Below are 26350 nucleotides of genomic sequence, written 5' to 3' on the forward strand. Positions count from 1 at the left end.
GTATAATTTTACACCCCGGTGTTAATACATTAATACCGGGGTGTTGTTTTGTGGCGGAAATACCACATATTTTACCGATTTTGCAATCATTTGCGGCTAGCTCGGGCGTATGGCTACAGCACTTTGCGGTATCGCATCCCCTGTGCGCGCCGGATATCCTGGCCCGGATGGGGACAGGAAGAGACTTCGAGCTCCGGCGGCTGGCCTTGAGACATAAGCGTTGCCCGAAAGGGGTTCTCATCCTTTCCACCGAGCAGGAAGACAGCCGGCTGAGGCGAACGGTGGCCGAAAATGCCGGTTGCCCGCCGCACATTCTGACGAAACTGTCCAGGGATACCTGCAACTCGGTGCGCGAGGCTGTCGCCGTAAACCTGTCAACTCCGCCGGTGTCTTTGAGCGAGTTGGCTTGCGATCCAAGTATCCGGGTCCGGCAGCTGGTGGCGGCCAACCCGTCCATCCCCGTCGAGGTGGTTGACCTCTTGATGGAGTGCGGCGAGGAGTACAACCTTTTGGAGTTTCTTGCCGGAAACCCGGTTTGCCCCGGTGACGTTCTGGAGAGTCTTGCCGCTTTAAACTGCTTTTCCCTCCGCCTGGCTGTCGCCGGTAACCCCTCGGCGCCGGGCGAGGTCTTGAGGATGATCGCGGCTAAAAGGATGCCGCTGGGAACCCGGGTTATGTATATCGATTACTATTCCAGGGCGGCTTTCCCTCCTAACACTGACCAGTCCGTTTTAGAGAGGGTCGCCCGGAATCCTTCCTGCCCCGCGGATTTACTCGCCGACATGGCGCAGGACGAAAGCGGGCGGGTCCGGGGGGCTGTTGCCAGGAGCCCGAATTGTCCCAGAGCGCTTCTTTTGGAGCTGTCCTTCGACGGTGACGAATGGGTGAGGGCGGGAGTGGCGGAAAACCCCAATACGCCCCGGAAAATCCTTGAAAACCTGGGCGGCGATAAGGATGGCGGCGTACGCGCGGGCGTAGCCGCCAACCCGCGCACGCCCGAACAGGTTCTGGATGCGCTGGCCGGCGATAGCGACGCCAACGTACGCTTTCGCCTCAGCGAAAACGCCGGTTGTCCGGCGACCACGGTCGGCACCCTGCTCCTGGATAGTTACAGAACGATACGCCTGCGCGCCCTGGTACACCCCAACTGCACGGACGAGGTGGTCAGAGTTAAAGCGCTGGAGATATGCTCGAAGGCGTTTACCGGGGATGTCGCCGCAGTGTTGCGGGATCTCGCGCATCATCCCGGTTTTCCGTCGTTTCTCAGAACGATAGTCGACTTTGACAGGAAGGTGCAGCCATGAATACAGTCCCTGCTTCCTTGACGCCATACGCCGCCAAGGAACTGTTGACTTTCATCAACAGCACGCCGGCGAAGCGCAGCGTGCTCCTGCTCGGCCCGCCCGGGATCGGCAAGAGCGTGCTGGTAAAGGAAGCTGCGGCAGAAATTGCTGGAGCATCCGGAAGAATTCTTGTAGAATACAAAAGACAGCGATTTGAGGGGATCAGCCTCGAAGAAGTATACAACCGGCCCGACAGGTATTTTGTTTTTGTGGACCTGCGGCTTACCGAGACGGAACCCGTGGACCTGATGGGGCGCCCGATCACGGTTTCTGTTGCGGGGCGCAAACAGCTTGTCTATCATCCCCCGCAATGGGCCGTCCTGCTCAACGAAGTCCCGGGAATCCTCTTCCTGGACGAATTAACTAATGTACAGCGCCCCGATGTTTTGGCCGCGGCCTACAAGCTGATTCAGGATAAGGCCGCCGGGTTTACGGCCTTTCATCCCGACGTGCATGTGGTGACGGCCGGTAACAGCCCTGAAGAGAGTTCGCTGGCCAACCTGCTGCCCGCACCCTTGCTAAACCGCGTCTACCGCATTGCGGTGGAACCGCCGCGCGTTCACCAGTGGATCAGGTGGATGAGCGTCAACAGCCGGAAGTGCGATGAGAAAGTTTTTGCCTATCTTCTGCGGTTCCCCGACGATTTCTGCAGGGTCCCCCGGGAAGGCGAGACGCTGGAAGGCTACCCGACACCGCGGAGTTACACCTTCCTGGCGCAGGACCTCGTCAAGGCGGTGGAAGCGGGCCTCGACGGGTCGGCGATCCGCACCTTGTGCCTGGCCGCCCTGGGCAGTGAGGTCGGCGAAAAGGTCTTTGCTTTTTGGCAGAACCCGGTTCCGTCTTACGAGGAGATGCTGGATGATCCAGCGATGTTTAACCGGCTCGGCATCGATGAGCGCTACATCGCCGTGGTGGTCATCGGGCAAGGGCTGACGAGCGGGGTCAGGGCCATTGCCGAAAAATGCAGGCCCGCGGCGGATATTCCCAGAGCCAGAGCGTTGGTCCGCCCCCAGGCCTTGTCGGCGGTTGACCTTTTGGAGACAGTGGCCGGCCAGAGCAAGGAGTACCTCAGCCTGCTGTGGTTTATCATCGCCAACCGCCTCGATGCCCCCTGGAACGCCGCCCTCTACCTCGAATTGTGCGCGCACTCCGATGTCGTGATGGAGGTTTATTCAGCCGTCGGGGATCTTTTAAGGTAGGTGACCCGGATGCACAAGGTCCTCAGCGAGATGCGCAAAGACCTGGAAAACATCAAAACCCTGCTGTTTCTGCGGGCGCCGTTTCTGGGCATTCTCCTGCACAAAATGCGCATTGTGCTTAACGGCGAGGTGCCGACCATCGGAGCGACGACATCCGGTGAGGTACTGGTCAATCCGTTTTACTGGTCGCGCATTGACGAAACCGAAGCCAAGACGTTTCTTCTCCTGCACGAAGCCCTGCATCTCGGCTTTCGCCATCCCTGGCAGCTCGACGGGAAGGACGTGGATGCCTGGAACCTGGCCGTGGACGCGGTAGTTAATGAAATGCTGTTTCACCACGGCTACGCTAAGGCGCCGAGGAAGCCGATAACGGCGCACACCATCCATGGGATGCTGAAGGAACGGGGTGTCGAGGTAAGCATTGAAGAGCTCCGCAAATCTTCGGCAGAGCAGATTTACAAATTGCTGGTCGACGCGCAGGACGATCCCGGGGCGTGCCGGAATGTGCTGCAGGAGCAAAAGGACCTGCTGGTCCGCCGGCCCGACACCGGCGGCGATGTCGTCCAGGACGGGGCAATGAGCAATCAGGACCCCGGAGAATACTGGCGTACGGCACTGGCGGAGGCCCTGGTCACCGCCCGTCAGGCGGGGCTCCTCCCCGCCGACATCGAGCGCCATGTTGATGCTTCGCTGACAACTGTTGTAAACTGGCAGAGACAGCTGAGGGGCAGCTTGCAGGAGGGAACCGGCCGTACCGTGGTTACGACTTGGCACCGTTCCTCCCGGCGTTATGCAAGCCTGCCGGGGATCAAACGGCTCGGAGTCCAGACGATCTGGGTGCTCCTAGACTGCTCGGGGTCGATAACGGATGAAGTGCTGAGCCGGTTCGTCGGCGAGGTCTATTCCCTGGCCAGGGCCTTTAACTGTAACTTAAAGGTCATTCCGTGGGACGCCCGGGTTTACCCGGTGGTCGAGGTGCGCACCCCGTCGCAAGCGCGGCTTAAGATACCAAAAGGTCTGAGAGGAGGCGGCGGGACGGTCTTGAAGCCGGCGCTTCTGGAAGCGAGCCGCATGGTCAGGCTGCAGGACATCGTCGTCGTTTTCTCGGACGGCCACATCTGGGACGACAGGGATGCGGCTACGCTTGATATCTACCGCCGGCTGGCCAGACGCGCGGCCAGGATGGTCTTTGTGACGACGGACAAACTGCCCGACCTACCTAGAACCAGGGTCATCGAAATGCATTAGGGTTGCTGTCTGCCGATTTGGCATTAAACATTAATCTTTAGGACCCAAAGAGTTGCAGCAGGTTTTTTCTCCTTGCACGTTATCCTACGGCTTAAAGCCTACAGCCGTTCTTAGGGGGTTGTTATGCGACTGCAGGACTTTGACTATGAACTGCCGGAAAGATTAATCGCCCAGGAGCCTTTAGAGCGCAGGGACGCCTCGAGGCTCATGGTTGTACATCGCCGCACGGGTGTTATCGAACACCGGCTGTTCCCCGAGATTGTTGCCTACCTCCAAGCGGGCGACCTCATGGTCGTTAACGAGACCAAGGTCTTGCCGGTCCGTTTGTTCGGAAGGAAGAGCAAAACGGCGGGCCGGGTGGAGGTCCTCTTGCTCCACCCGACCGGCCCCGACCGCTGGGAGTGCCTGGTCCGGCCCGGCCGGAGACTCCAGCCTGGGGCGAGGGTCGAGTTCGGCCCCGAATTGCTGGGAGAAGTTGTCGCCCGGACGCCCTCGGGGGGCCGGGAGATTGTCTTTATGTATGAGGGGTCCTTTGAATCCGTACTTGCGCGTGTGGGGCACGTACCCCTTCCGCCGTACATCAGGAAACCCTTGGGCAACGCGGAGAGATATCAGACCGTATACGCGCGTAGCCCGGGTTCAGCCGCCGCGCCCACGGCGGGGATGCACTTTACGCCGGAGTTGCTGGAAACGCTCCGGACCAAGGGCGTGCAAATCGCCTCCGTGGTCCTGCACATCGGGCTGGATACCTTCCGCCCGGTTAAGGTGGACGACATCTCCAAGCACGAGATGCATACGGAGTATTACGCCGTCCCGGAGGGGACAAGCCTGGCGGTCAATGCGGCGAAGCGGGAAGGGCGGCGGGTTGTCGCCATCGGCACGACCAGTACGCGCTGCCTGGAGAGCGCCGCGGGAGAGGACGGGCTGGTCCGCGCGGGCACGGGTTGGTCAAACCTCTTTATCTATCCCGGGTACCGCTTTAAGGCTGTCGACGCGCTGGTCACCAATTTCCACCTGCCCCGGTCGACGCTGTTGATGATGCTCAGCGCCTTCGCCGGGCGCGAGTTGATCCTGCAGGCTTACGCCGAGGCGGTGAAACGGGAATACCGGTTCTTCAGCTTCGGCGACGCGATGCTGGTTGTGTAGGGCCACTGAGTGGCCCGGCATTGGGCGTTAGGCGCTGGAGTTATCTACCAAGTTCAACTAGACACACTGACGATTGGGAGCGCACATGACCATCAAGTTCGCCGTTTTAAAACAGGACAAGGATACCGGGGCGCGGCTGGGATTGCTTAAAACCCCGTACGGCGAGGTGGAGACGCCCGTCTTCATGCCCGTCGGCACGCAGGCCACCGTCAAGACGATGACCCCCGAGGAAGTACGAGACTTGGGAGCGCGGATCATCCTGTCCAACACCTACCACCTTTACCTTCGCCCGGGGCACGAACTCATTCGTGAGGCCGGAGGATTGCACCGTTTCATGCGCTGGGACGGTCCTATCCTGACCGACAGCGGGGGCTTCCAGGTGTTCAGCCTCGCGCCGTTGCGCAAGATTACCGACGAAGGCGTGCTTTTCCGTTCGCACATTGACGGCTCGGAACACCTTTTTACGCCGGAAAAGGTCGTGGAGATCCAGGATGCTCTGGGGTCGGACATTTGCATGGTCCTGGATGAATGCGTCCCGTATCCCTGTTCGTACGCGGAGGCCGTTGAAGCCTTAAGGCGGACAACCCTCTGGGCGGAAAGGTCGCTGGTCTCCAAACGCAACCCCGGCCAAACGCTCTTCGGAATCGTGCAGGGTTCGGTATACAAAGACCTGCGGGAACGAAGCGCCAGGGAACTGGCGGCCATGAACTTCCCGGGATTCGGTATCGGGGGCTTGAGCGTCGGGGAACCCAAGCCGCTGATGTATGAAGCCCTGGAGTGGACGATCCCGCACATACCGGAGGACAAACCACGGTATTTAATGGGCGTGGGGTCTCCGGACTGCATTTTGGAAGGGGTGGCCCGAGGCGTGGACATGTTCGACTGCGTTCTGCCCACGCGGATGGCCCGTCACGGGGCGCTGCTGACGCGTACCGGGCGCCTGGTGATCAAAAACGCCGTGCACGCCCGCTCCTTCGTCCCGGTGGACGCGGAATGCGGATGCTATACCTGCGTGAATTATACCCGGGCCTACCTGCACCACTTATTCCGGGCGGGCGAGGTCCTGGGCCTGCGCCTGGCGACGATCCACAACCTGGCCTTCGTCCTTGACCTGACGGCGGAGATCCGCCGGGCGATCCGGGAAGACCGGTTTCAGTTCCTGAAGGACGGCTTCCTAAAGGATTATTTGACAGGGAACCAAAAATCTAATTAAACTACAGTGGTAGACAGGAAATGGGCAAAACCAAAAAGAATTATTACCCCTTATGAGAAAGGAGGTCTGGGTTATGAACCCCGAATTGGTTTCTATTTTATACATCCTCGGCCTGGGCGCTTTATTTTATTTTCTGATGATTCGTCCTCAGCAGCAGCAGCGGAAGAAGCACCTGGAAATGTTGCGCAGCCTCAAGGTGAATGACAACGTCATCACTGCGGGCGGTATCTTCGGCACCATCGTAAAGATAAAGGACAATTCGGTGATCCTGCGTGTTGCCGACAACGTCCGGATAGAGGTGCTCAAGGCTTCAATCGCGCAGGTTGTCCAGGGAGAACTGAGCTAGATTCAGGGAGGCCGGGCGTTTGATCACACTCCGGGACGTGAAGGCCAACCCAATCATTGACAGTTTCATCCGTAAAGGCAACCAGTTTCTCGGGGCTATGGGTTTTACCGAGCATAGTTACCGGCACGTCAACCTGGTTTCCAGTATCGCGCGGAACATTCTGGAAAGATTGGGCTACCCAGAAAGAGAGTGTGAACTGGCAGCCATCGCCGGCTACCTCCACGACGTGGGGAACGTGGTCAGCCGCAACGATCACGGGATCTCAGGCGCCCATATCTGCTTTAACATTCTAAACCAGATGGGCATGCCGCCTGACGAGCTGGCTACCGTTATTTCCGCTATTGCCAACCACGAGGAACAATACGGCCAGCCTGTCAACGACGTGGCCGCTGCCTTGATCCTGGCTGACAAGTCGGACGTGCACCGCTCACGCGTACGCAACCCCGATTTTGCCACCTTCGACATCCACGACCGCGTCAACTATGCGGTGGAGCACTCCTTTTTGTGGGTGAACGAGGAGCGCCGCGCGATCACGCTCGAGTTGACCATCGATATTGAAATCTGCCCCGTGATGGAGTATTTTGAGATTTTCCTGCTCCGGATGACATTGTGCCGTCGAGCAGCGAGTTTCCTGAAATCCAGTTTCGAACTGGTGATCAACGGCGCCAAACTGCTTTAAGAGTTCTGTTCCAAACAGGTTTTATTTACTCGCGGTATGGGGGGAACGTACTTTGAGATGGGACAACGTTGTGAAGCTCCTGGTTATTTTAGCCGCGGCAGCATTCGTCGGTGTCCTGGCTTTTAAACCTGTTTTCGGCAGCTTGCCATGGCTGCCCCTTACCAAGGACATCAAACTGGGTCTCGACCTGCAGGGAGGCGTCCACGTGGTCTTGCAGGCCCAGGACACGCCGGAAGCCAGGGTTACGCAGGATTCGATGAATAAAGCCATGGCCATCCTGAGGAACCGTATCGACCAGTTCGGCGTGACCGAGCCGATCATCCAGCAGCAGGGCGACCGTCGGATCATCGTCGAGATCGCCGGCGGCAAGGACCCCGACGAGATGGTCCAAACGCTTATCAAGGCCGCCTTCCTGGAGTTTAAAACCGAGGACGGGAAGACGGTTATCACCGGTAAAGACCTGGTTGACGCCAAGGAAGCCTTGGATCCCGGCGGCGGGCAGGCGGAGGTTAACCTGACGTTCAGCAAGGAAGGCGCGGCTAAGTTCGCCGAGATAACCAGGGCCAACGTAGGCCGGCCTATCGGGATTTACCTGGACGGCCAGTTGCTGCAGAACCCCGTGGTTCAAGAGCCGATTCTGAACGGCCAGGCCAGGATCACCGGTTACGCCACCCTTGATGAGGCCCACCAGATCGCTGTGCTCCTGCGTTCCGGCGCGCTGCCGGTTAAGCTGGAAGTAATCGAGAAAAGAACGGTCGGTCCCACGCTGGGCGCCGATTCCCTGCATAGATCGATCAATGCCGGTATTCTGGGCTTTGCGGTGATCGCGCTGTTTATGATTGCCTACTACCGGGTGCCCGGTCTGATCGCCAACGTGGCCCTTTGGATTTATGCCTTGATTATGCTGGCGCTTTTTGCGGCGTTCAACGTTACCCTGACCCTGCCGGGCATCGCCGGGTTCCTCTTATCGCTCGCCGTGGCTATCGACGCCAACATCATCATTTTTGAAAGGCTCAAGGAGGAACTCAGGGCGGGGCGCACACTGCGATCCGCTATCGACGTTGGGTTCAAGCGCGCCTTTGTCGCCATCTTCGACGCCAACCTGACGACGGTCATCGCCGCCGTTGTGCTGTACTACTTCGGCACGGGGCCGATCAAAGGCTTTGCCGTAACGCTGACGATCGGTATCGCGGTGAGCATGTTCACCGCCATTACGATGACGCGCAGCCTGCTGCACCTGACGGCGGGGACCGGACTCATCAAGAACAATAAGCTGTACGGAGCATAAGGGGAGGGACGAAGGTGACTTTTGATTTTGTAGGAAGACGCAAGTACTGGTACATCCTGTCGCTGCTGATCATCATCCCCGGGATCATCTCCCTCTTCGTACAGGGGCTCAACGAGGGAATAGACTTTACCGGCGGTAATCTGATGGAAGTCCGGTTTGAGAAGGATGTGTCGGTGGAGCAGGTACGTAATATTTTGAAAGATTTCAACCTTGAGAACAGCCCGGTGCAGAGCAGCGGGCAGCGGGAAGTAATCATCCGTACCAGGGAGTTGAGCGAGCAGGAAAGCGAAAAAGTCATCGCCGGTCTCAGGGAAAAGGCGGGTGACCTGACCGTTTTACGTAACGAGCATGTCGCCGCCGTCATCAGCAGGGAGCTAACCGGTCGCGCCCTGGCTGCGCTGGGGATAGCCTCCGTCTTAATGCTCATCTATATTTCCTGGCGTTTTGAGTTTAAACAAGGTGTCGCCGCCGTGGCGGCGCTCCTGCATGACGGCCTCATTACACTCGGTGCCTTTTCCCTTCTCCAGTTGGAGGTAGACTCCAGCTTTGTGGCGGCTGTCCTGACCGTCCTGGGTTATTCAATCAACGACACGATCATTATCTTTGACCGCATCCGCGAAAACTCCAAGGGCGCTTTGAAGGGAAAACCGGTCGAGGAACTGGTGAACGTGAGCATCCGGCAGACGCTGGCCCGGTCCATCAATACGGTGCTCGCCGTGGTCTTTATGCTGCTGGCCCTCCTGTTCTTCGGCGGGACAACCATCAAGGTCTTCGTAACGGCTCTCCTTATCGGTGTTATCAGCGGCGTCTATTCGTCAATCTTTACGGCCAGCCCCCTGTGGGTCGACTTGAAGAAGCGTTTTGACGGCGCCAAGCAGGCGGGCAGGGTGAGAGCCTAGCCCGTTCACGTCAGTATGTATCTGCCCGGTAGCCCGGTGCGCCGGGCATTTCCGGTTTTACGGGCAGGAATGAGACAGGAGGCGGGACGGTGCAGAAATCGAACCGGATTATCGTTACCGTAATCGGCCAGGATCGTGTAGGGTTGATCGCCGGCGTAGCCCAGGTGCTGGCCGAGGACAACATTAACATCTTGGATATCAGCCAGACGATCCTGCAGGAGTTTTTCGCGATGATTATCATCGCCGACATGAGCCGGTCGACTGTCGACCTGAGCGAGCTCAAAGAGCAGCTCGACCGGAAGTCGCGGGAGCTCGGCGTGCGCATCGAGGCACAGCATGAGGACGCCTACAGGTATATGCACCGCATTTAGAGGAGACCTGTGAAAAAACTGCGCCTACCCTTTGGGAAGTGTGAGGTGGGAGGTCAGAGGTGCGTTCTCGATGGAATTCGCCGCGCGAATTCCTACATAATTGTTTCCTACTTCCAACTTCCCACGACTCACCTCGCAAGCGCCTTCCGCGCCATGCTCGTTTTTGACAGGTCCCGTTAGAGTAGAGGCACAGAGCGTTCCCGCACGCGGACGTAAATGCTCCCCTATCTGAATGCTGAACGCTGAATGCCGAATGCCGAAATGTCCGGAGGGATTGTTTTGCTGACGATATATGAAATCCTGGAAACGATCAATATGATCCAGCAGGAGCACCTCGACGTCCGGACCATCACCATGGGTATTTCCCTGCGCGACTGCGCGGGCCGGGACAGCGAGGAGGTGTGCCGGCGCGTTTACGACAAGATTACCCTTGTCGGGTGCGACCTCGTAAAAGTCGGGGATGCAATCGAGCGCGAGTACGGCATCCCTATCGTCAACAAACGCATTGCCGTTACCCCCGCCGCCCTTCTTGTCGACGGTTGGGATGCCGAAGGGTGCCTTAAACTCGCTGCCGCTCTCGACCGGGCCGCCGCCGAGGTGGGCGTGAACTTCATCGGTGGGTTTTCCGCTCTTGTCCACAAGGGGTTCACCTCGGGCGATGAATTGCTGATTTCTTGCATACCCGAGGCTCTGGCAGCCACTGAACGGGTTTGTTCGTCGGTAAATGTCGCCTCCACCAAGGCGGGCATCAATATGGACGCCATCTGCAAGATGGGACGGGTGATCAAGGAAGCGGCTGCCAGGACCGCCGACCGGGACGCGCTGGCCTGCGCCAAGCTTGTCGTGTTTGCCAACGCCCCGGAGGATAACCCCTTCATGGCCGGAGCTTTTCACGGGGCCGGCGAGCCTGAATCAGTGATTAACGTCGGGGTCAGCGGGCCCGGGGTGGTGAAGGCTGTCGTCGCGAAGCTGGGAAACGCCGACTTGGGTGAACTGGCGGAGGCGGTCAAAAAGACGGCCTTTAAGATTACCCGGATGGGCGAGTTGGTGGGCAGGGTGGCCGCCGAACGGTTGGGCGTTTCCTTCGGCATCGTCGACATTTCCCTGGCCCCCACGCCGGCGGTAGGGGACAGCGTTGCGGATATCCTGGAGGCTATGGGCCTCGAGGCCTGCGGTGCGCCGGGCACGACGGCGGCCCTGGCCCTGCTCAACGACGCGGTGAAGAAGGGCGGGGCGATGGCCTCCAGTTACGTGGGCGGTTTGTCGGGGGCCTTTATCCCCGTGAGCGAAGACGCCGGGATGATCAGGGCCGTCGAAAAGGGCGCCCTCAGCCTTGAAAAACTGGAAGCAATGACTGCAGTATGCTCAGTAGGGCTTGACATGATCGCCGTGCCCGGCGATACCTCGGCCGAAAACATCGCCGCCATTATCGCCGACGAAATCGCCATCGGCGTCGTCAACAGGAAAACCACGGCGGTGCGCATCATTCCGGCCCCGGGTAAAAAACCGGGTGACTACGTGGAATTCGGCGGCCTGCTCGGCCGGGCCCCGGTAATGCCCGTAAGCGGATACTCCGGGGCTGGATTCGTGCTGCGGGGCGGGCGTGTTCCGGCTCCGATCGGAAGTTTGAACAACTAAAGGCCGATGAACGGCCTTTAGTTGGCATCAGGTTAAGCTGTAAGCATTAAGCTATAAGTGACGAATCCAAGTTTGGGTCGCAAAGCGGCCGTAACGGCAGTTGATGGCGATGAAGAGTCACGAAGTGATTGTTGTGGGTGCCGGCCCCGGAGGAGCCATAACTGCATACCACCTTGCCCGGGCGGGGATAGAGGTCGTTTTGCTGGAGAGAAAACCGCTTCCCCGGTCAAAGCCCTGCGGCGGCGGCGTAACTCCGAAAACGGCCGGTGTTTTGCCGTTCGCCTGGCAGGACGTGGTTGAGGACACGGCCCGGCGGGCGACGGTAACCTATCATCTCTCACTGAATCTCGAATGGGACAGTCCCATCTGTTACATGGTTAACCGTGCCCGGTTCGACCGTCACTTGATCGAGGCCGCCCGTGCCGCCGGCGCTGCGGTAATTGAGGGGGAGGAAGTGGCAAGCGTCGTGGACGGCCCGCAGGATGTTGTATGCCGGACCGCCGGAAATAGCTACCGGGGCAAGTTCGTCGTGGGCGCGGACGGCGCGCACAGCATCGTCGCCCGTTTGTTCGGGCGTCCCCCTGTAAGGGGCATAGCCGCTGTGGCCGAGATGGCTGCCGATGAAGAAACCCTGAAGAGGCGGTGCGGTTCTCTGGAGGTCGATTTTGCCGCCGTCCCCGGGGGGTATGGATGGGTCTTCCCCAAGCAGGACCACCTTAATGTCGGCGTGGGCTGTTTCACTACGCCCGCCCGCCCGTTGCAATCCTTCCTGAACGCATATATAAGCCGTCTCGGTATGGGCCGCCTGCGGACGATACGCCGGCAGGCCTTTCCCATGCCTTTTGACGCCCTGGGTGAGCGTACGGTGGCCCGGGGCCGGGTCATCCTCGTGGGTGACGCCGCCGGGCTGGCCGACCCGTTCACCGGGGAAGGCATCTATAACGCATGCCTGTCGGGTTGGCTGGCCGCCCAGGCCCTGCGGGATAGCGGAGGCAAAGCCGAAAGGGTCATCCGGCATTACCAGTCGGCGGTGGAAAAGGAGATACTGGGCGAAATGCGCCTGGCGCGCCGCCTGGCGAACGTCTTCTACGGCTTGAATCACTGGGTCCTGACCTACCTGATGAAACGTCCCGAATTGCTCAAGGAGCTATGGGGCCAGCTTTACACGGGGAGTCACCGCCAGCTTTGGCGGGTGCTCAAGAAGACCGTGTGGCGTGGCCTACGGTCAAGATTGTTTTAAGATTGTTCTGATCCGAGCAAATGGGCTGAAAGGGGTCCATTGGGCTGTTGAAAATCCCGGGGTCCCTATTTTTTAATGATTTGCCCGGCCTAAGTAAGTAAATACTGATACCAGAGCCGGTTACTGGAGGGAACCATGGAGCAGGACCAGCAAGTTCTGTTACGGACGCTGACCGAAAAGGTGCGCGAGCTGTCGGTCAATATGGAAAAAATGAGACTGGCCGAGTATGTCACTCTTCTTGAACGTCCCTGGCGGCTTCTCTTTCTTAACTTTCTCACGGGTATCGCCAGGGGCCTCGGTATTGCCGTGGGATTTACGATCTTAGGGGCGCTTCTGCTGCTGGTCCTGCAGCGCCTCGTCCTGTTGAACCTGCCCGGCATAAGCGAGTTCATCGCCAGGATCGTGCAACTCGTGCAGCTGAACCTCGGTACCTAGCATATTTAGTCGTATTCAGGGGGTACGGTATTGGAACAAGTACAACTGCAGCATTTCAAAAAGCGCCTTCTCGACGAGAAGGCCGAACTGGTGGAAAGAATCCAGTCCATACGGTCAACAATGACGGCCGCTCTCGAGGACACGATAGGCGAGCTCTCGTTTTACGATAACCATCCGGCCGACATCGGTTCCGAGACCTTTGAGAGAAGCAAAGACCTTTCCCTGGAAGAGAACGCCCGGCTGACCATACGCGCCATCAACGACGCCCTGCAGCACATGGACAACGGTACTTACGGCGTCTGTGAGAACTGCGGCAGAGAGATACCTCCGGAACGGCTTGAAGCAGTGCCCTACACGACGATGTGCCAGGACTGCAAACTGGCTCGGGAGCAGGAGGGGGTCAGGCGCGCACGGCCTGTCGAGGAAGAAGTTATCCAGTACCCTTACGCGCCTTCCTTTGACGGCAGCTTTGAATACGACCGCGAGGACACCTGGCAGGATGTCGCCCAGCACGGGCTTTCAACGGAAATTGAGGAAGTGGAAGGCGAAGACCGCAGCGCTGTTGTCGACGTCGACGCTATCCCCTACACCATTGAAGACGGAATGCTTTACGAGGACAACAGGCTGGATGACCGGATCCCCGAGGGAACCGGTGGTTGATGAAGGCAGGGGAAGGATTTTTTACCTTGCCAGCGAATTAAGTGGGGGTATCGCCCAGAGACAAGAGAGAGGTTTCTTGGAGAATGCTGCCACTCCTTGACGAAATCCGGGACGACCTGCAACTTGTGGAGCGCGAATTGAACAAGGTGCTGGAGAGCTCGGAGCCACTGCTTACGGAAACGTCCAGCCACCTTTTCAAGGCCGGCGGCAAGCGACTGCGACCGGCCTTTGCACTTCTTTGCGGGAAGTTTTACAATTATGACCCGGAGAGGATCGTGCCGCTAGCCGTGGCCCTGGAGTTGATCCACATGGCTACCCTGGTCCACGATGACGTTGTGGACGCGGCTGAAACCAGGCGCGGCACGCCTACGGTAAAAGCCCTCTGGGGCGACAAGATCTCCACCCACACGGGTGATTTCCTGTTTGTCCGGGCGCTCATCCTCATCTCGCGGTACGAGAACCCGATGATCGCCCAGGAGTTGGCACGTGCTTGCGTAATGATGTGCGAGGGCGAGTTTATCCAGATGGACAGCCTTAATACCGCCAACCTGCGGAACTACCTGCGGCGAATCCGGCGCAAGACGGCGGTTTTGATTGAAGCCAGCTGTAAGCTTGGGGCGGTCGCGACCGGCTCACCGCGGGGGATATACCATCCTCTCGGGCGTTACGGCCATTTCCTCGGAATGGCTTTTCAGGTTACCGACGATATCCTTGATATGGTAGCCGATGAGAAACGACTCGGGAAACCGGTGGGCGGCGACCTGCGGCAGGGAATCATCACCCTCCCCGTCATTTTCGCCTTGCGCGAGAGCCCTGCAAGGAAGCGGCTGGCCGAGATCGTCCGGCATGCCCGTAAGACGCCGGCGGCCATTACCGAGGCCATCGAAATCACCAGGTCGTGCGGCGGGGTCGAGTATGCCTTCGGGGTGGCTCACAGCTACCTGCGCAAGGCCAAGGAGCAGTTGAACAAGCTGCCCGCCGTACCGGCCCGGGAAACCCTGGAGAGGATCGCTGACTTTGTTAAGGTCCGCAGCTACTAGTATGGGCGTTGAGCATTAAGCACTTAGGACCGTAAGAGTGCTGAGTGCTTGTTTGGATGGGATTGAGCTATGGCAGTGCTTTATCCGGTAATGATCCGCCTGGAAGGCCAGCCATGCCTGGTTGTGGGCGGGGGGCGGGTGGCCGAGCGCAAGGTACGTTCCCTGCTGGCGGCAGGCGCCAGGGTGAACATCGTCAGCCCCGAACTCACGCCGTCGCTGCAGGACATCGTGGACCAAGGGCTGGCGGGTTACCTGCCCAGGCGCTACCGGGACGGCGACGTCCGGGGGCATTTCCTGGTGATCAGCGCCACCAATGATCCCGGCACCAACGGGAAGGTTGCCCGGGAGTGCGCCCGGGAGCGCGTGTTGATCAACGCGGTGGACGATCCGGCCAACTGCAACTTTTATGTCCCCGCCACGGTACGCAGGGGCGACCTCGTCCTGGCCGTGTCGACGGCGGGGAAAAGCCCGCTGCTGGCCCGCAAGATCCGCGAAGAACTGGAAAGCCTTTACGGGGATGTCTACGCGCAGTTTCTCGACTACCTGGGGGCCAAGAGAGCCGAGATCATCAGGGAGTCTCCCGACGACGAGACCAAAGCAGGTTTACTGGAGAGCTGCCTTTCCGATGAAGTGATGTCCGCCTTGCGCCGGGGCGATTTGGGCAGGGCAAAGGAGTTGGTTGATTCTGTTGCTTGCGGTAGTAGGTCTTAACCACCGGACGGCGCCCGTTGCGGTACGGGAACGGCTTGCCTTTTCCGAGCAGGAACTGCAGGATGCCTTGACGCGCCTGGCCGGCTACGGCGGGATCGAGGGTTGCGTGATCATCTCGACATGCAACCGCACCGAGGTATACGCGGCGCTAACCGTTGAAGAACGCATCGACAGCATCTGGCGTTTTCTCTCGGCCCACTGCGGCAGTCCGGCGGAAGGGATGCAGGCCTATACGTACACGTACCTGCTGGCTGATGCGGTGAGACATCTCTTTAGGGTCAGTGCCGGCATCGATTCCATGGTCCTTGGTGAGACGCAGATCCTCGGGCAGGTCAAGCAGGCCTACAAGATCGCCTGCGATGCGGGAACGGTGAACTGGCTCCTGAACCTGGTCTTCCAGCACGCGCTGGCCGTGGGAAAGAGGGTGCGGGCCGAGACGGGCATCGACCGCAACCCCGTATCCATCAGCTACGCCGCCGTGGAACTGGCCCGCCAGTCTCTCGGCTCGCTCGAGGGCCGCGTCGTTCTCATCGTCGGTGCGGGCAAGATGAGCGAGCTTACCGTCAAGCACCTGATCGCCAACGGTATCGCCGGCGTGATCGTGTCCAACCGCTCGTTCGACCGGGCGCAGCAGCTGGCTGAACAATTCGGAGGGCGGGCGGTCAGGTTCGACGACCTCTACCGCTGGATCGAGGTCGCCGACATCGTCATCAGCGCCACCGCGGCCCACCATTACGTGATCAAGCCCGAACCGATGCAGGAGGTGTCCCGGCGGCGCGAAGCCCGAAAACTGTTCATCATCGATATCGCGGTGCCCCGCGACGTCGATCCGGCGGTCGGGCACATCCCGGGCGTGGTGCTGCACGACATCGACAGCCTGCAGAGCGTGGTTGACTCCAACCTCGCGGAACGACGGCGCGCGGCCGCCGCGGCCGAGTCCATCATCGACCGGGACGTCGACGAGTTCGTCAGTTCGCTTGGGGTGCGCCTCACCGCTCCGACCGTTGCGGCACTGAAAAAGCGCGGCGAGGAAATTAAAGCAAAAGAACTGCAGCGGGCTTTCAACCGTCTCGGCGACGTCAGCGAGCACCAGGCCAAAGTGATAAACGCGCTGGCGAATGCCATCGTGAACCAGCTGCTTCACGAACCGGTAACCAGGCTGAAGACTTATACCCTGACGGGTAACGGAGCGGCCTATGCCGAAGCCCTTCAGAAGCTTTTTGACCTCGACACGGAATGGAACAAGGACCTGTCCAAGTGGCTCAAGTACAGGCACAAGCGCGTGTCGCAAAAGATAAAATCGGCTGGCGAGGATTGAGCTTTAAGCTAATAACTTGCAAGGATGTAAGGTATGGTTAAGGAAATAGTTGTCGGTACCAGGTCAAGCCCGCTGGCCCTGGAGCAGACGAACCTGGTTATCAGGATGCTGCAGGAGAAATTCCCGGAAGTTCGTTTCCATAAACGGCTGATCAAGACCACGGGGGACAACATCCTGGATACGGCCCTGGCCAAGATAGGCGATAAAGGGCTTTTTACAAAAGAGATTGAACTGGCTCTGCTGGACGGGACGGCCGACATCGCTGTGCACAGCATGAAAGACGTCCCGACCGGTTTACCTAAAGGTCTGACCATCGGGGCGATAACCGCCCGGGAGTATCCCGGCGACGTCCTTGTATCGCGCGACGGTACCGGACTCGATGCCCTGCCGGAGGGAGCGCGTCTTGGCACCTCCAGCTTGCGGCGGGCCGCCCAACTGCTTGCTTACCGCCCCGATTTTCGCGTTATACCGGTCAGAGGGAACGTCCAGACCCGGCTGCGGAAACTCGACGAGGACCGGTTGGACGCCCTGATCCTGGCCTGGGCCGGCTTGCATCGCCTCGGGCTGGACGGGCGGATTACCGAAAGGATTCCGTTCGCCGTGTGTCTCCCCGCCGTAGGGCAGGGTGCTCTCGGTATAGAGATCCGGGAGAAGGACGAAGAGGTGCTGAGGATGGTCAGCGCGATCAACGACCCCGAAACGAGTGCCGCGGTGCGGGCCGAGCGGGCCTTGCTGCGCAGGCTGGAAGGCGGGTGCCAGGTCCCGATCGGGGCCCTGGGAAAGGTCGAGGGCGGGGAACTAATGCTCGAGGCGATGGTGGCCGGGCTTGACGGCAAACCCCTCTACCGCGCCTCCGTGGCCGGTCTTCCCGACGAAGCCGCCCCGATCGGGGAACTTCTTGCCGAAAGGCTTTTGGATATGGGAGCGCGCGACATACTCGAAATGTTACGTAAGGGGTCTTGCTGAAGATGCGTGGCGGATGTGTGTACCTGATCGGAGCGGGACCGGGCGATCCCAAGCTGTTGACTCTGCGGGGCCTGGAGTGTATCAGGGAAGCAGAGGTTATCGTTTACGACCGCCTGATCAACAGGCGTTTACTGTCCTATGCACGAGCCGACGCCGAGCTTATCTACGCCGGAAAATCGCCTGAAGGGCACTATTTGACCCAGGACGCGATTAACGAAATCCTGGCGGAAAGAGCCCGGGCCGGGAAAAAGGTGGCCCGCCTCAAGGGGGGCGACCCCTTTATTTTCGGCCGGGGAGGGGAGGAGGCCGAGTACCTGGCCGGGAGCGGCCTGGATTTCGAAATCGTCCCCGGCGTGACTTCGGCCGTCGCGGCCCCGGCTTACGCGGGTATTCCCTTAACACACCGCGATTTTACTGCTACAGTAGCTATAGTGACCGGTAACGAAGACCCGCACAAGCCGGACAGCAACATAGACTGGGGCAAACTGGCCACGGGGGCCGGAACCCTGGTGTTTCTGATGGGCATGGCCAATTTGCCCGACATCGTCGGCAAGCTCGTCGAGCACGGCCGCTCCCCGGACACCCCGGCCGCCGTCATCCATTGGGGCACCTGGCCCGAGCAGGTTACCGTCGAAGGCAGCCTGGGAAACATTGTGCAAAAGGTTAAGGCTGCCGGCGTCAAAAACCCCTCGGTGGTGGTTGTCGGCGAGGTATGCAAACTGCGGCCGGTGCTGAGCTGGGTCGAGAAACGGCCCCTCTTCGGAAAACGCGTCCTGGTCACCCGGGCGCGCGAGCAGGCCAGCGCCCTTTCCGAAGCGCTCGGCGAGCTGGGGGCTGAGCCGTACGAGTTTCCCACCATCGCTATTGCACCCCCGGCCGACTGGGGGCCGCTGGATAGGGCGATTGCGCAGGCCGGTACCTTTGACTGGATTATCTTCACCAGCGTCAACGGCGTGAAGTATTTCTTCCGGCGCTTGCGTGACCTAGGCAGGGACATCCGCGAACTGCACGGGGTTCGGCTGGCAGCCATCGGACCGCAGACCCGCGGCGTCCTTGAAGGCTTCGGCCTCCGCGCGGCCTTTGTGCCCGAGGCATTCCGCGCCGAAGAGATCGCCCGAGGGTTGAAGGAACTGATTAAAAAAGATGAAAGGATCCTTCTTCCGCGCACCGACATCGCGCCCAAGGCCCTGAACGATGCCCTGACGGAGGCGGGGGCGCGGGTCACCGAGGTGACGGCCTACCGCACGCTGGCGGTTGACGAAAACACGGGCGAGGTCCGCCGGCTGCTCGAAGAAGGACGCGTCCACGCCGTCACTTTAACCAGCTCCTCCACCGCAAAAAACCTCGTGCGCCTCCTGGGCGGAGACGCGCCGACCCTGCTGTCGGGCGTCGCGGTCGCATCCATCGGTCCCGTAACGAGCGCGACGGCGCGGGAGCTGGGCCTGCGCGTGGACGTGGAAGCTTCGGAACACACCATTCCCGGGCTGGTCAGGGAATTGGAGAAATATTTCGTCGGGAGTCGAGGCAGTGCTTAGTATTTCTAAAATCTTATCCGGGCAAAAAGAAGGCGGCGACCATCTCCGTTATGTAAGGGGGAGGGGGGCCGTCGGCCCCGTGGTTGTCTGGAATTCCACGCAGGCCTGCAATTTGAAATGCGCCCATTGTTACGCCAACGCGACGGCCGAACCCGGTACCGGGGAAATGACTACGGCTGAAGCCCGCAAGTTTATCGACGACCTCGCTGATTTTTCCGTCCCCGTACTCCTCTTTTCGGGCGGGGAACCCTTGCTGCGCCCCGACTTTTTCGAACTGGCGCAGTACGCCAGGGAAAAAGGCGTCCGGCCGGTCGTTTCCACGAACGGCACGCTGATCACCAGGGAGAAAGCCTGGGCCCTCAAAGAGACGGGCGTCGGCTACGTCGGCGTCAGCCTGGACGGGCTGAAAGAGACGAATGACCGCCTACGTGGTTACAAAGGTGCTTTCGAGGCGGCCCTGGAAGGGATTCGCAACTGTGTCGCCGTAGGGCAGAGAGTGGGCTTGAGGTTCACGCTTACCAAATACAACTTCCGCGAACTCGGCGCCATTTTTGACCTGATCGAGGCCGAGGGCATTAACAGGGCCTGCTTTTACCATCTTGTCTATACAGGCAGGGGAAGCCGCCTTGTCGACTATGACTTGAGCGCGGAGGAAAAAAGAGCGACCATCGACCTGATCTGGCGGCGGACGGCCGACCTGCTGGCCAGGGGCCATCGGAAAGAGATCCTGACGGTCGACAACCACGCCGACGCCGTCTACATTTATCTGAAGGTTAAGGAAAGCGACCCGGCAAGGGCCGAGGCCGTCCTCAGCCTGCTTTTGGCAACGGGGGGCAACCGCAGCGGTATTGCCATCGGCGCCGTCGACTGGCAGGGCAACGTACACCCCGACCAGTTTACTCCCTGGCATACGCTGGGCAACGTCCGCGAAAGAAGCTTCGGGGACATCTGGACCGACATCAGTAATCCCTTGATGGCCGGACTTAAAAACCGCTGCGGTCTACTGAAGGGGCGCTGCGCTTCCTGCCGCTGGCTGGACGTTTGCAACGGCAATTTCCGGGCCCGGGCGGAGGCGGCGACGGGTGACCCTTGGGCTTCGGACCCCGCCTGCTATTTAACCGATCAGGAGATCGGTATATGAAGTGAGAGGCAAAGTGAGGTGATTTTGTGTGGCTTTGTTCCCTGAGCTAAGGATGCGGCGACTGAGAGCGAACGACAGCATACGCCGGCTGGTCCGCGAGACCGTGCTTGGCGTGGACGACCTGATCTATCCCGTTTTCGCCGCCGAAGGAAAAGGCGTGCGCCAGCCGGTTGAGGCCATGCCCGGCATCTTCCGGTATTCGTCCGACACCTTGCTTGAAGAGGTGGCTGGGGCGGTTGAGCTTGGCATTCCCGGGGTCCTGCTGTTTGGCGTGCCGTCGCGCAAGGACGACCGGGCTTCCGAGGCCTATCGCGAAGACGGTGTCGTTCAACGGGCGGTGCGGGAGATAAAAAGGGCGTTTCCCAAATTGCTGGTAGTGACCGACGTGTGCCTGTGCGCCTATACCAACCACGGGCACTGCGGGGTGGTTGAGGGACAGGAGATTTTGAACGACCCGTCCCTGGAACTCCTGGCCCGGACCGCCGCATCCCATGCCCGGGCGGGGGCCGACATGGTGGCCCCGTCCGACATGATGGACGGCAGGGTGCGGGCCATACGGGAGGCGCTGGATGCCGCGGGATTCAGCGGCACACCGATCATGGCCTATTCGGCGAAATACGCCTCGGCGTATTACGGTCCTTTCAGGGATGCCTGCGCTTCGACCCCCCGGTTCGGCGACCGCCGGACCTACCAGATGGATGCGGCCAACTCCGACGAAGCTCTGCGCGAAGTCGCCCTCGACGTTGCAGAAGGCGCCGACATCGTCATGGTTAAACCGGCGCTGAGCTATATGGACGTGATCAGACGGATCAAGGACGAGTTCCTGATGCCGGTGGCCGCCTACAATGTCAGCGGCGAGTACGCGATGGTCAAGGCGGCCGCCGAGCGGGGCTGGGTCAATGAAAAGGCTATTGTTCTCGAAACCCTGACCGGGATGAAGCGGGCGGGCGCCGATATCATCATCACTTACCACGCCAAAGACGCCGCCAGGTGGCTTAAGGAGGGATAACAGTGCTGGTATCGTGGAACGCGACCAACGCCTGCAATCTTAACTGCGCCCACTGTTATCGAGATTCCGGGATTAAGGCCGAGGATGAGCTGAGCACGGCCGAAGCCAGGACAATGATCGAGGAGATTGCCCGGGCCGGCTTTAAGATCATGATTTTTTCCGGCGGGGAGCCGCTGATGCGGGAAGACCTTTTCGAACTGATCACCTATGCCTGCAGCCGGGGGCTCCGCCCGGTGCTGGGCTCGAACGGGACGCTTATTACCCCCGCAATGGCCCGCAGGCTCGTGAAAGCGGGGGCCAAGGCGATCGGCATCAGCCTGGACAGCGTTTCGTCGGAGACCCACGACCGTTTCCGTGCCGTGGCCGGCGCATGGCAGGGAGCCGTCGACGGGATGCGCGCCTGCAAGGATGCGGGACTGCCTTTTCAGGTGCACACGACCGTGATGGACTGGAATTACGGCGAGGTTGAGAAACTCACCGATCTTGCCGTTGAACAGGGAGCGATGGCTCATCACGTCTTTTTTCTCGTGCCCACCGGCCGCGGCGTGAACATCGAGGAGAGTTCGCTGCGGGCCGCCGAGTATGAAGATCTCCTCCGGCGGATAATGAAAAAACAGGCGGAGGTATCGATAGAATTAAAGCCGACCTGTGCGCCTCAATTCACCTGGATAGCCCGGCAGCTCGGCGTTCAGACCAGGTTCCAGCGGGGCTGCCTGGCCGGGCTTTCCTACTGCCTGGTTAACCCGACCGGCGGCGTGCAGGCCTGCGCTTACCTCGACATCGTTGTCGGCAACGTGCGCGAGACCCCTTTTGATGAAATATGGAGAAACGCCGAGGTTTTCGCCGCCCTGCGCTCCCGCAAGTACGGCGGGGGCTGCGGGATATGCAAGTTTAACGATATTTGCGGCGGGTGCCGTGCGCGCGCTTACTTCTACTACCGGGACTACATGGCCGAGGAACCCTGGTGCCTGTACCGGAACGGCAAAAAAGAGGTGGCCCATGGATCTTGATCAGAAAGACCGCGAACTGCTTAACCTTGTCCAGTACGACATCCCGCTGACGGAAAGACCGTACGCGGCGGTGGGCGCCAGACTGGGACTAAGCGAGGACGAGGTTCTGGAGCGCTTAAGACGCTTGAAAGAGAGCAACATTATCAGGCGGATGGGCGGCGTGTTCGACTCCCGCAAGCTCGGCTACAAGGGCACGCTCTGCGCGATGAAGGTTCCGCCGGATAAGGTGGACAGGGTGGCGGAGGTCGTCAACGGCTACCTGGAGATCACTCACAATTATCTCCGGGACGGCGATTACAACATGTGGTTTACCGTGCTGGCCCTTTCCGATGAGCGGGTCCAGCGAATTCTTAACGAGATTAAGGCCGCGACCGGTATCAAAGAGATTGTAACCCTCCCCGCCACCAGGATTTTTAAGATCCTTGTGAACTTCGACGTTTCCGAGGTGAACCATGCTGACGGAACTGGATAAACAACTGGTTAAGGAACTGCAGTCCGGCTTGCCCCTGGTCAGCCGGCCTTTTGCCGAAATCGGGCGCCGCCTTGGCTTAAGCGAGGAAGCGGTCCTGGAAAAGCTGCAGGCCTTTAAGGACAGCGGCCACTTGAAGCGGCTGGGGGCGGCCATCCGCCACCAGCGGGTGGGCTTTGCCGGCAACGCCCTGGTGGCCTGGCGTGTCCCGGAGGACAGGCTTGACGAGGTGGGCCGGACCCTGGCCGGGTTCAAGGAGATCACCCACTGCTACCAGCGGGTTACGCGCCCCGGCTGGCCGTACAACCTGTACACCATGGTTCACAAGCCGACCCGGGATGAGTGCGCCGGACTCGTGCGACGCCTGGCCGAGCAGGTTGGGGTCGATGACTACCTCGTCCTTTTCAGCGACAGGGAACTGAAGCGGACGAGTATGACCTACTTCGCGGAGTAGAAAGCGGTGGGGGGATAAAGAGTGACCAGAGATTACGCGAACTCGCGGCGGCTTTTCGAGACGGCCCGGAAGTACATCCCCGGCGGGGTCAACAGCCCCGTAAGGGCTTTCAAGGCTGTGGGAGGGGACCCGGTCTTTATCGCCCGTGCGCAGGGCAGCCGGGTCTGGGACGTGGACGGCAACGAATACATCGACTACGTGGCCTCCTGGGGTCCGCTGATCCTGGGCCACGGCCATCCGTCAGTGCTGGCGGCGGTATGGGAAGCCGCACAGAAGGGCACAAGCTACGGTGCGCCTACCGAGCTCGAAATCGAGCTGGCACGCCTCATTATCGAGGCTCTTCCGGGGGTCGAAATGGTCCGTATGGTCAACTCGGGGACCGAGGCGACGATGAGCGCCTTACGCCTTGCCAGGGCCTATACCGGGCGGGACAAGATCGTTAAGTTCGAAGGCTGTTACCACGGCCACGCCGACCACCTCCTGGTCAAGGCCGGCTCGGGCGCGCTGACTCTCGGCGTTCCGACGTCTCCGGGAGTGCCGGCCGACGTCGCCGGCAGCACTATCGTCGTCGGCTACAACCACCTGGATGAAGTGCAAGAGGTTTTCAACCGCCACCCTGAGGAAATCGCCGCCGTCATCGTGGAACCCGTAGCGGGCAACATGGGTGTCGTTCTGCCTGAGGAAGGTTTTCTGGAGGGTCTGCGGGAGTTAACAACCCGCTATGGCAGCCTGTTGATTTTCGACGAGGTGATCACCGGGTTCCGGGTCGCTTACGGCGGGGCGCAAACCGTCTTCAACGTCGTTCCCGACCTGACCTGTCTGGGGAAGATCATCGGCGGCGGGCTGCCGGTCGGAGCGTACGGCGGTCGGTGGGAGATAATGAGCATGGTCAGCCCCGAAGGCCCGGTTTACCAGGCCGGAACGCTTTCCGGCAACCCGGTGGCGATGGCCGCCGGTATCGCCACGCTTCAGGCGCTTGCCCAGCCGGGCCTGTATGAACAGTTAGATAAGATGGGGGCACGGCTGGCGGAAGGGATGGCTGATGCGGCACGCCAGGCCGGGGTGCCTGTGAGTCAAAACCGGATAGGTTCGATGCTCTGTACCTTTTTGACCTCCGAGCCCGTGAGGGATTTTGCGGGGGCGATGACCAGCGACACTGCTCTCTACGGCAGGCTGTTCAGGGGCCTGCTCGACGCCGGGGTCTACATCGCTCCGGCCCAGTTCGAGGCCATGTTCGTTTCGGCGGCACACAACGCGGAAGACCTGGACCGCACGGTGGAGGCCTTCCGGCGCTGCCTTAAGGACATCACGGCAAGATGAGGGGCGTTACGGTGGAACTCTGGGGAGACGTCCCGTCGGACGGGGACCGTCCCGGGTGAGAGGCTGGTTCCTGCCCGGGCCGGGCCCTGGATTACGTCTTTTTATTCAATATGCTCGAAGGGGCGGTCCGCCGGGTGTTCGGGGATGAGATCAGGGTCCGTTACGTCTGCCGCCCCTGGCGGGAAGGAAACCCGGCGCTCCCGGCGGTGGTCGTGAACGGTCAGGTTGCGGCTTCGGGGAGGGTCCCGGTGATGGAGATCATCGACGTTATCAAGCGGCACTGCACGCAGGCAGGCCCTTAATGTCGAAATCACAGCGTTAACAGAGGTTTTCTTTGGGTATCGGATTTGAGTGCCGGGCGATTCCGACTTAGTGACTTCCGGTGTCTAACTTCCTTACTGAACCGGTATGCGCCTGGGCTGCCTGTCCCTGCCGGGCTGAACCTTGGGCATCCTGACGGTAAGCACGCCGTTTTCGTAAGTGGCATGCGATTCCTCGGGCTTAACCTCGACGGGGAGAGGCAGGACCCGCGAGAAAGACCCGTAATAGCGCTCGGCGTGCAGGTAGTCCTCCTCGTTCACCGCGTGCTGGCGCTTGATCTCACCGCTTACCGAAAGGCTGTCCGGGGTCACGCTGACCTCGATATCTTCTTTTGACACCAGACCCGGGATTTCCGCGGTGGCGATAACTTCGTCGTCGGTCTGGTGAAGGTCGATCCGGGGAACGGCGGGCTCCCGCAGGCCGGGTCTGAAGAACTCCATCATTCTATTCATTTGATCGCGCAGGGTGTTAATCTCGCTGAAAGGGTCCCAACGCCGGATACTCATGCAGCAAACAACCTCCTCTAGTATCGTAGTATCCTTTGTTGTTAAGGTTTCCGCGCAGGGGAGAGAATATGCGTTAGCTGCGGGCTTGGTTGTGAGGGGTGACGATACCATGAAGTTGAAAGAACGAACACTGCAGCAGGAATACGTCTATCGCGGGAAGATCCTCAACATGCGCGTTGATACCGTGGAACTGCCCAACGGAAAGGTGGGGCGGCGGGAGGTTGTGGAATACTCGGGGGCCGTGGCGATAGTGGCCGTTGATGATGAAGGCTGCGTCCTTTTGGTCCGTCAGTACCGCTATGCGGTAGGAAAAGAACTCCTGGAGATCCCGGCCGGCAAGCTGGAGGGCGGCGAGAACCCGGAAGCGGCGGTAAACCGTGAATTGGAGGAGGAAACGGGTTATACCGCCGGCAAACTCACAAAGCTGCTGGAGTTTTATTCCACTCCCGGATTCACCAGCGAAAAAATGCACCTGTACCTGGTCACCGGTCTGACGACGGGCCAGGCTGCCCCCGACGAGGATGAGTTCCTTGAACTGGTCAGAGTACCGCTGGACCAGGCCGTGGAGATGGTTAAACGCGGGGAGATCTGCGACGCCAAATCAATTGTCGGCCTTCTGGCTGCCAATTCGGTCCTCGGTCGTCAGTCGTCTGTCGCCGGCAATCAAGGACAGAATCGCTGATGCGATTCCGGGTGGTAAAAAGGTCCTGGCGTTAGCTGTCGGACGTTAGCATGAAGGTATTATTCACGGAAGCGAATTCCGGGATAATTGGTGGTTGACCGGCTGTCGTAAACCGCCCAAGAGAAAGCGATGGGATTCGCTTTGCGAATCCCTGCTATCCTGA

The 26350-nt window shown here is 60.0% G+C and carries 28 protein-coding genes; 27 read left to right on the forward strand and 1 reads right to left on the reverse strand.

Going from position 1 to position 26350, the window contains the following annotated elements:
• The first annotated feature begins 167 nt into the window (after window positions 1–167).
• The 26 genes from ACUM6F_RS08475 (at window position 168) to ACUM6F_RS08600 (ending at window position 24980) form a co-directional block, all read left to right on the forward strand.
• On the forward strand, window positions 168–1304 hold the full coding sequence (locus ACUM6F_RS08475; RefSeq protein WP_445348952.1) for a hypothetical protein: 1137 nt from the start codon (window positions 168–170) through the stop codon (window positions 1302–1304).
• Window positions 1301–2542 carry an ATP-binding protein gene (locus ACUM6F_RS08480; RefSeq protein ID WP_445348953.1) on the forward strand — a complete coding sequence of 414 codons (1242 nt, stop codon included), beginning with the start codon at window positions 1301–1303 and terminating at the stop codon, window positions 2540–2542. Before ACUM6F_RS08475 ends, ACUM6F_RS08480 begins: the two co-directional genes overlap by 4 nt.
• A 9-nt stretch (window positions 2543–2551) precedes the next feature.
• Complete coding sequence (locus ACUM6F_RS08485; protein WP_425621975.1) at window positions 2552–3790, forward strand: vWA domain-containing protein; 1239 nt, start codon at window positions 2552–2554, stop codon at window positions 3788–3790.
• Window positions 3791–3913: 123 nt separating this feature from the next.
• Complete coding sequence (gene queA / locus ACUM6F_RS08490) at window positions 3914–4936, forward strand: tRNA preQ1(34) S-adenosylmethionine ribosyltransferase-isomerase QueA (protein ID WP_425621974.1); 1023 nt, start codon at window positions 3914–3916, stop codon at window positions 4934–4936.
• 85 nt (window positions 4937–5021) lie between these two features.
• Entirely contained in the window at window positions 5022–6149 is a 1128-nt protein-coding gene (gene tgt / locus ACUM6F_RS08495; RefSeq protein WP_445348954.1) for a tRNA guanosine(34) transglycosylase Tgt, read from the forward strand.
• A gap of 73 nt (window positions 6150–6222) precedes the next feature.
• Window positions 6223–6495, forward strand: coding sequence for a preprotein translocase subunit YajC (gene yajC / locus ACUM6F_RS08500; protein ID WP_425621972.1), 273 nt, complete (start codon window positions 6223–6225; stop codon window positions 6493–6495).
• Between the two features lie 19 nt (window positions 6496–6514).
• Entirely contained in the window at window positions 6515–7174 is a 660-nt protein-coding gene (locus ACUM6F_RS08505; protein ID WP_425621971.1) for an HD domain-containing protein, read from the forward strand.
• Between the two features lie 52 nt (window positions 7175–7226).
• Complete coding sequence (gene secD, locus ACUM6F_RS08510; RefSeq protein ID WP_425621970.1) at window positions 7227–8462, forward strand: protein translocase subunit SecD; 1236 nt, start codon at window positions 7227–7229, stop codon at window positions 8460–8462.
• Window positions 8463–8476: 14 nt separating this feature from the next.
• Entirely contained in the window at window positions 8477–9361 is an 885-nt protein-coding gene (gene secF / locus ACUM6F_RS08515) for a protein translocase subunit SecF (protein ID WP_445348955.1), read from the forward strand.
• Window positions 9362–9450: 89 nt separating this feature from the next.
• Window positions 9451–9732 (forward strand): ACT domain-containing protein, encoded by a 282-nt coding sequence (locus ACUM6F_RS08520; RefSeq protein ID WP_425621968.1) that lies wholly within the window; start codon window positions 9451–9453, stop codon window positions 9730–9732.
• Window positions 9733–9993: 261 nt separating this feature from the next.
• Window positions 9994–11370, forward strand: a complete 1377-nt coding sequence (locus ACUM6F_RS08525; protein ID WP_445348984.1) for a PFL family protein — start codon at window positions 9994–9996, stop codon at window positions 11368–11370.
• Window positions 11371–11479: 109 nt separating this feature from the next.
• Window positions 11480–12610 carry a geranylgeranyl reductase family protein gene (locus ACUM6F_RS08530; protein WP_425621966.1) on the forward strand — a complete coding sequence of 377 codons (1131 nt, stop codon included), beginning with the start codon at window positions 11480–11482 and terminating at the stop codon, window positions 12608–12610.
• A 135-nt stretch (window positions 12611–12745) separates the two neighbouring features.
• The gene (locus ACUM6F_RS08535) at window positions 12746–13045 is read left to right on the forward strand and encodes a DUF5665 domain-containing protein (RefSeq protein WP_425621965.1); all 300 of its coding nucleotides are present in this window, start codon (window positions 12746–12748) and stop codon (window positions 13043–13045) included.
• A gap of 30 nt (window positions 13046–13075) precedes the next feature.
• Window positions 13076–13705, forward strand: coding sequence for a TraR/DksA C4-type zinc finger protein (locus ACUM6F_RS08540; protein ID WP_425621964.1), 630 nt, complete (start codon window positions 13076–13078; stop codon window positions 13703–13705).
• A gap of 83 nt (window positions 13706–13788) precedes the next feature.
• Window positions 13789–14745: a polyprenyl synthetase family protein gene (locus tag ACUM6F_RS08545; protein WP_445348956.1), complete on the forward strand. Its 957-nt coding sequence runs from the start codon at window positions 13789–13791 to the stop codon at window positions 14743–14745.
• Window positions 14746–14814: 69 nt separating this feature from the next.
• Window positions 14815–15456 (forward strand): precorrin-2 dehydrogenase/sirohydrochlorin ferrochelatase family protein, encoded by a 642-nt coding sequence (locus tag ACUM6F_RS08550; RefSeq protein WP_445348957.1) that lies wholly within the window; start codon window positions 14815–14817, stop codon window positions 15454–15456.
• Window positions 15425–16774 (forward strand): glutamyl-tRNA reductase, encoded by a 1350-nt coding sequence (gene hemA, locus ACUM6F_RS08555; RefSeq protein WP_445348958.1) that lies wholly within the window; start codon window positions 15425–15427, stop codon window positions 16772–16774. Before ACUM6F_RS08550 ends, hemA begins: the two co-directional genes overlap by 32 nt.
• Window positions 16775–16807: 33 nt before the next feature.
• A complete protein-coding gene (gene hemC, locus ACUM6F_RS08560; protein ID WP_425621960.1) occupies window positions 16808–17740 on the forward strand; it encodes a hydroxymethylbilane synthase in 933 nt (310 codons plus the stop codon).
• A 2-nt stretch (window positions 17741–17742) separates the two neighbouring features.
• The gene (cobA, locus tag ACUM6F_RS08565; RefSeq protein WP_425622137.1) at window positions 17743–19275 is read left to right on the forward strand and encodes a uroporphyrinogen-III C-methyltransferase; all 1533 of its coding nucleotides are present in this window, start codon (window positions 17743–17745) and stop codon (window positions 19273–19275) included.
• A complete protein-coding gene (locus tag ACUM6F_RS08570; RefSeq protein WP_445348959.1) occupies window positions 19268–20416 on the forward strand; it encodes a radical SAM protein in 1149 nt (382 codons plus the stop codon). The genes cobA and ACUM6F_RS08570 overlap by 8 nt, the downstream gene beginning before the upstream one ends.
• Window positions 20417–20450: 34 nt before the next feature.
• Entirely contained in the window at window positions 20451–21425 is a 975-nt protein-coding gene (gene hemB / locus ACUM6F_RS08575) for a porphobilinogen synthase (RefSeq protein ID WP_426377429.1), read from the forward strand.
• 2 nt (window positions 21426–21427) lie between these two features.
• Entirely contained in the window at window positions 21428–22435 is a 1008-nt protein-coding gene (nirJ2, locus tag ACUM6F_RS08580; RefSeq protein WP_445348960.1) for a putative heme d1 biosynthesis radical SAM protein NirJ2, read from the forward strand.
• Window positions 22425–22907 (forward strand): siroheme decarboxylase subunit alpha, encoded by a 483-nt coding sequence (gene ahbA / locus ACUM6F_RS08585; RefSeq protein WP_445348961.1) that lies wholly within the window; start codon window positions 22425–22427, stop codon window positions 22905–22907. The genes nirJ2 and ahbA overlap by 11 nt, the downstream gene beginning before the upstream one ends.
• The gene (gene ahbB / locus ACUM6F_RS08590; RefSeq protein ID WP_425621955.1) at window positions 22888–23358 is read left to right on the forward strand and encodes a siroheme decarboxylase subunit beta; all 471 of its coding nucleotides are present in this window, start codon (window positions 22888–22890) and stop codon (window positions 23356–23358) included. Before ahbA ends, ahbB begins: the two co-directional genes overlap by 20 nt.
• A gap of 21 nt (window positions 23359–23379) precedes the next feature.
• The gene (gene hemL / locus ACUM6F_RS08595) at window positions 23380–24678 is read left to right on the forward strand and encodes a glutamate-1-semialdehyde 2,1-aminomutase (protein ID WP_425621954.1); all 1299 of its coding nucleotides are present in this window, start codon (window positions 23380–23382) and stop codon (window positions 24676–24678) included.
• A gap of 110 nt (window positions 24679–24788) precedes the next feature.
• The gene (locus tag ACUM6F_RS08600; RefSeq protein ID WP_445348962.1) at window positions 24789–24980 is read left to right on the forward strand and encodes a hypothetical protein; all 192 of its coding nucleotides are present in this window, start codon (window positions 24789–24791) and stop codon (window positions 24978–24980) included.
• Window positions 24981–25073: 93 nt separating this feature from the next.
• On the opposite strand, the gene ACUM6F_RS08605 is transcribed toward ACUM6F_RS08600, so the two are convergent.
• Window positions 25074–25505, reverse strand: a complete 432-nt coding sequence (locus tag ACUM6F_RS08605; protein WP_425621952.1) for an Hsp20/alpha crystallin family protein — start codon at window positions 25503–25505, stop codon at window positions 25074–25076.
• A 109-nt stretch (window positions 25506–25614) separates the two neighbouring features.
• On the opposite strand from ACUM6F_RS08605, the gene ACUM6F_RS08610 reads away from it, so the two are divergent.
• The gene (locus ACUM6F_RS08610; RefSeq protein WP_425621951.1) at window positions 25615–26187 is read left to right on the forward strand and encodes an NUDIX hydrolase; all 573 of its coding nucleotides are present in this window, start codon (window positions 25615–25617) and stop codon (window positions 26185–26187) included.
• Window positions 26188–26350 lie beyond the last annotated feature (163 nt).

The sequence above is a fragment of the Desulforudis sp. DRI-14 genome (genome assembly GCF_052618305.1).

What these genes read in the sequence shown, in the direction of transcription:
- ACUM6F_RS08475 (WP_445348952.1), top strand. Translation starts at nt 168, where the DNA reads ATGGGGACAGGAAGAGACTTCGAGCTCCGGCGGCTGGCCTTGAGACAT.
- ACUM6F_RS08480 (WP_445348953.1), top strand. Translation starts at nt 1,301, where the DNA reads ATGAATACAGTCCCTGCTTCCTTGACGCCATACGCCGCCAAGGAACTG.
- ACUM6F_RS08485 (WP_425621975.1), top strand. Translation starts at nt 2,552, where the DNA reads ATGCACAAGGTCCTCAGCGAGATGCGCAAAGACCTGGAAAACATCAAA.
- queA (WP_425621974.1), top strand. Translation starts at nt 3,914, where the DNA reads ATGCGACTGCAGGACTTTGACTATGAACTGCCGGAAAGATTAATCGCC.
- tgt (WP_445348954.1), top strand. Translation starts at nt 5,022, where the DNA reads ATGACCATCAAGTTCGCCGTTTTAAAACAGGACAAGGATACCGGGGCG.
- yajC (WP_425621972.1), top strand. Translation starts at nt 6,223, where the DNA reads ATGAACCCCGAATTGGTTTCTATTTTATACATCCTCGGCCTGGGCGCT.
- ACUM6F_RS08525 (WP_445348984.1), top strand. Translation starts at nt 9,994, where the DNA reads ATGTCCGGAGGGATTGTTTTGCTGACGATATATGAAATCCTGGAAACG.
- ACUM6F_RS08530 (WP_425621966.1), top strand. Translation starts at nt 11,480, where the DNA reads ATGAAGAGTCACGAAGTGATTGTTGTGGGTGCCGGCCCCGGAGGAGCC.
- ACUM6F_RS08535 (WP_425621965.1), top strand. Translation starts at nt 12,746, where the DNA reads ATGGAGCAGGACCAGCAAGTTCTGTTACGGACGCTGACCGAAAAGGTG.
- ACUM6F_RS08545 (WP_445348956.1), top strand. Translation starts at nt 13,789, where the DNA reads ATGCTGCCACTCCTTGACGAAATCCGGGACGACCTGCAACTTGTGGAG.
- ACUM6F_RS08550 (WP_445348957.1), top strand. Translation starts at nt 14,815, where the DNA reads ATGGCAGTGCTTTATCCGGTAATGATCCGCCTGGAAGGCCAGCCATGC.
- hemC (WP_425621960.1), top strand. Translation starts at nt 16,808, where the DNA reads ATGGTTAAGGAAATAGTTGTCGGTACCAGGTCAAGCCCGCTGGCCCTG.
- cobA (WP_425622137.1), top strand. Translation starts at nt 17,743, where the DNA reads ATGCGTGGCGGATGTGTGTACCTGATCGGAGCGGGACCGGGCGATCCC.
- ahbA (WP_445348961.1), top strand. Translation starts at nt 22,425, where the DNA reads ATGGATCTTGATCAGAAAGACCGCGAACTGCTTAACCTTGTCCAGTAC.
- ahbB (WP_425621955.1), top strand. Translation starts at nt 22,888, where the DNA reads ATGCTGACGGAACTGGATAAACAACTGGTTAAGGAACTGCAGTCCGGC.
- ACUM6F_RS08600 (WP_445348962.1), top strand. Translation starts at nt 24,789, where the DNA reads ATGCTCGAAGGGGCGGTCCGCCGGGTGTTCGGGGATGAGATCAGGGTC.
- ACUM6F_RS08605 (WP_425621952.1), bottom strand. Translation starts at nt 25,505, where the DNA reads ATGAGTATCCGGCGTTGGGACCCTTTCAGCGAGATTAACACCCTGCGC.
- ACUM6F_RS08610 (WP_425621951.1), top strand. Translation starts at nt 25,615, where the DNA reads ATGAAGTTGAAAGAACGAACACTGCAGCAGGAATACGTCTATCGCGGG.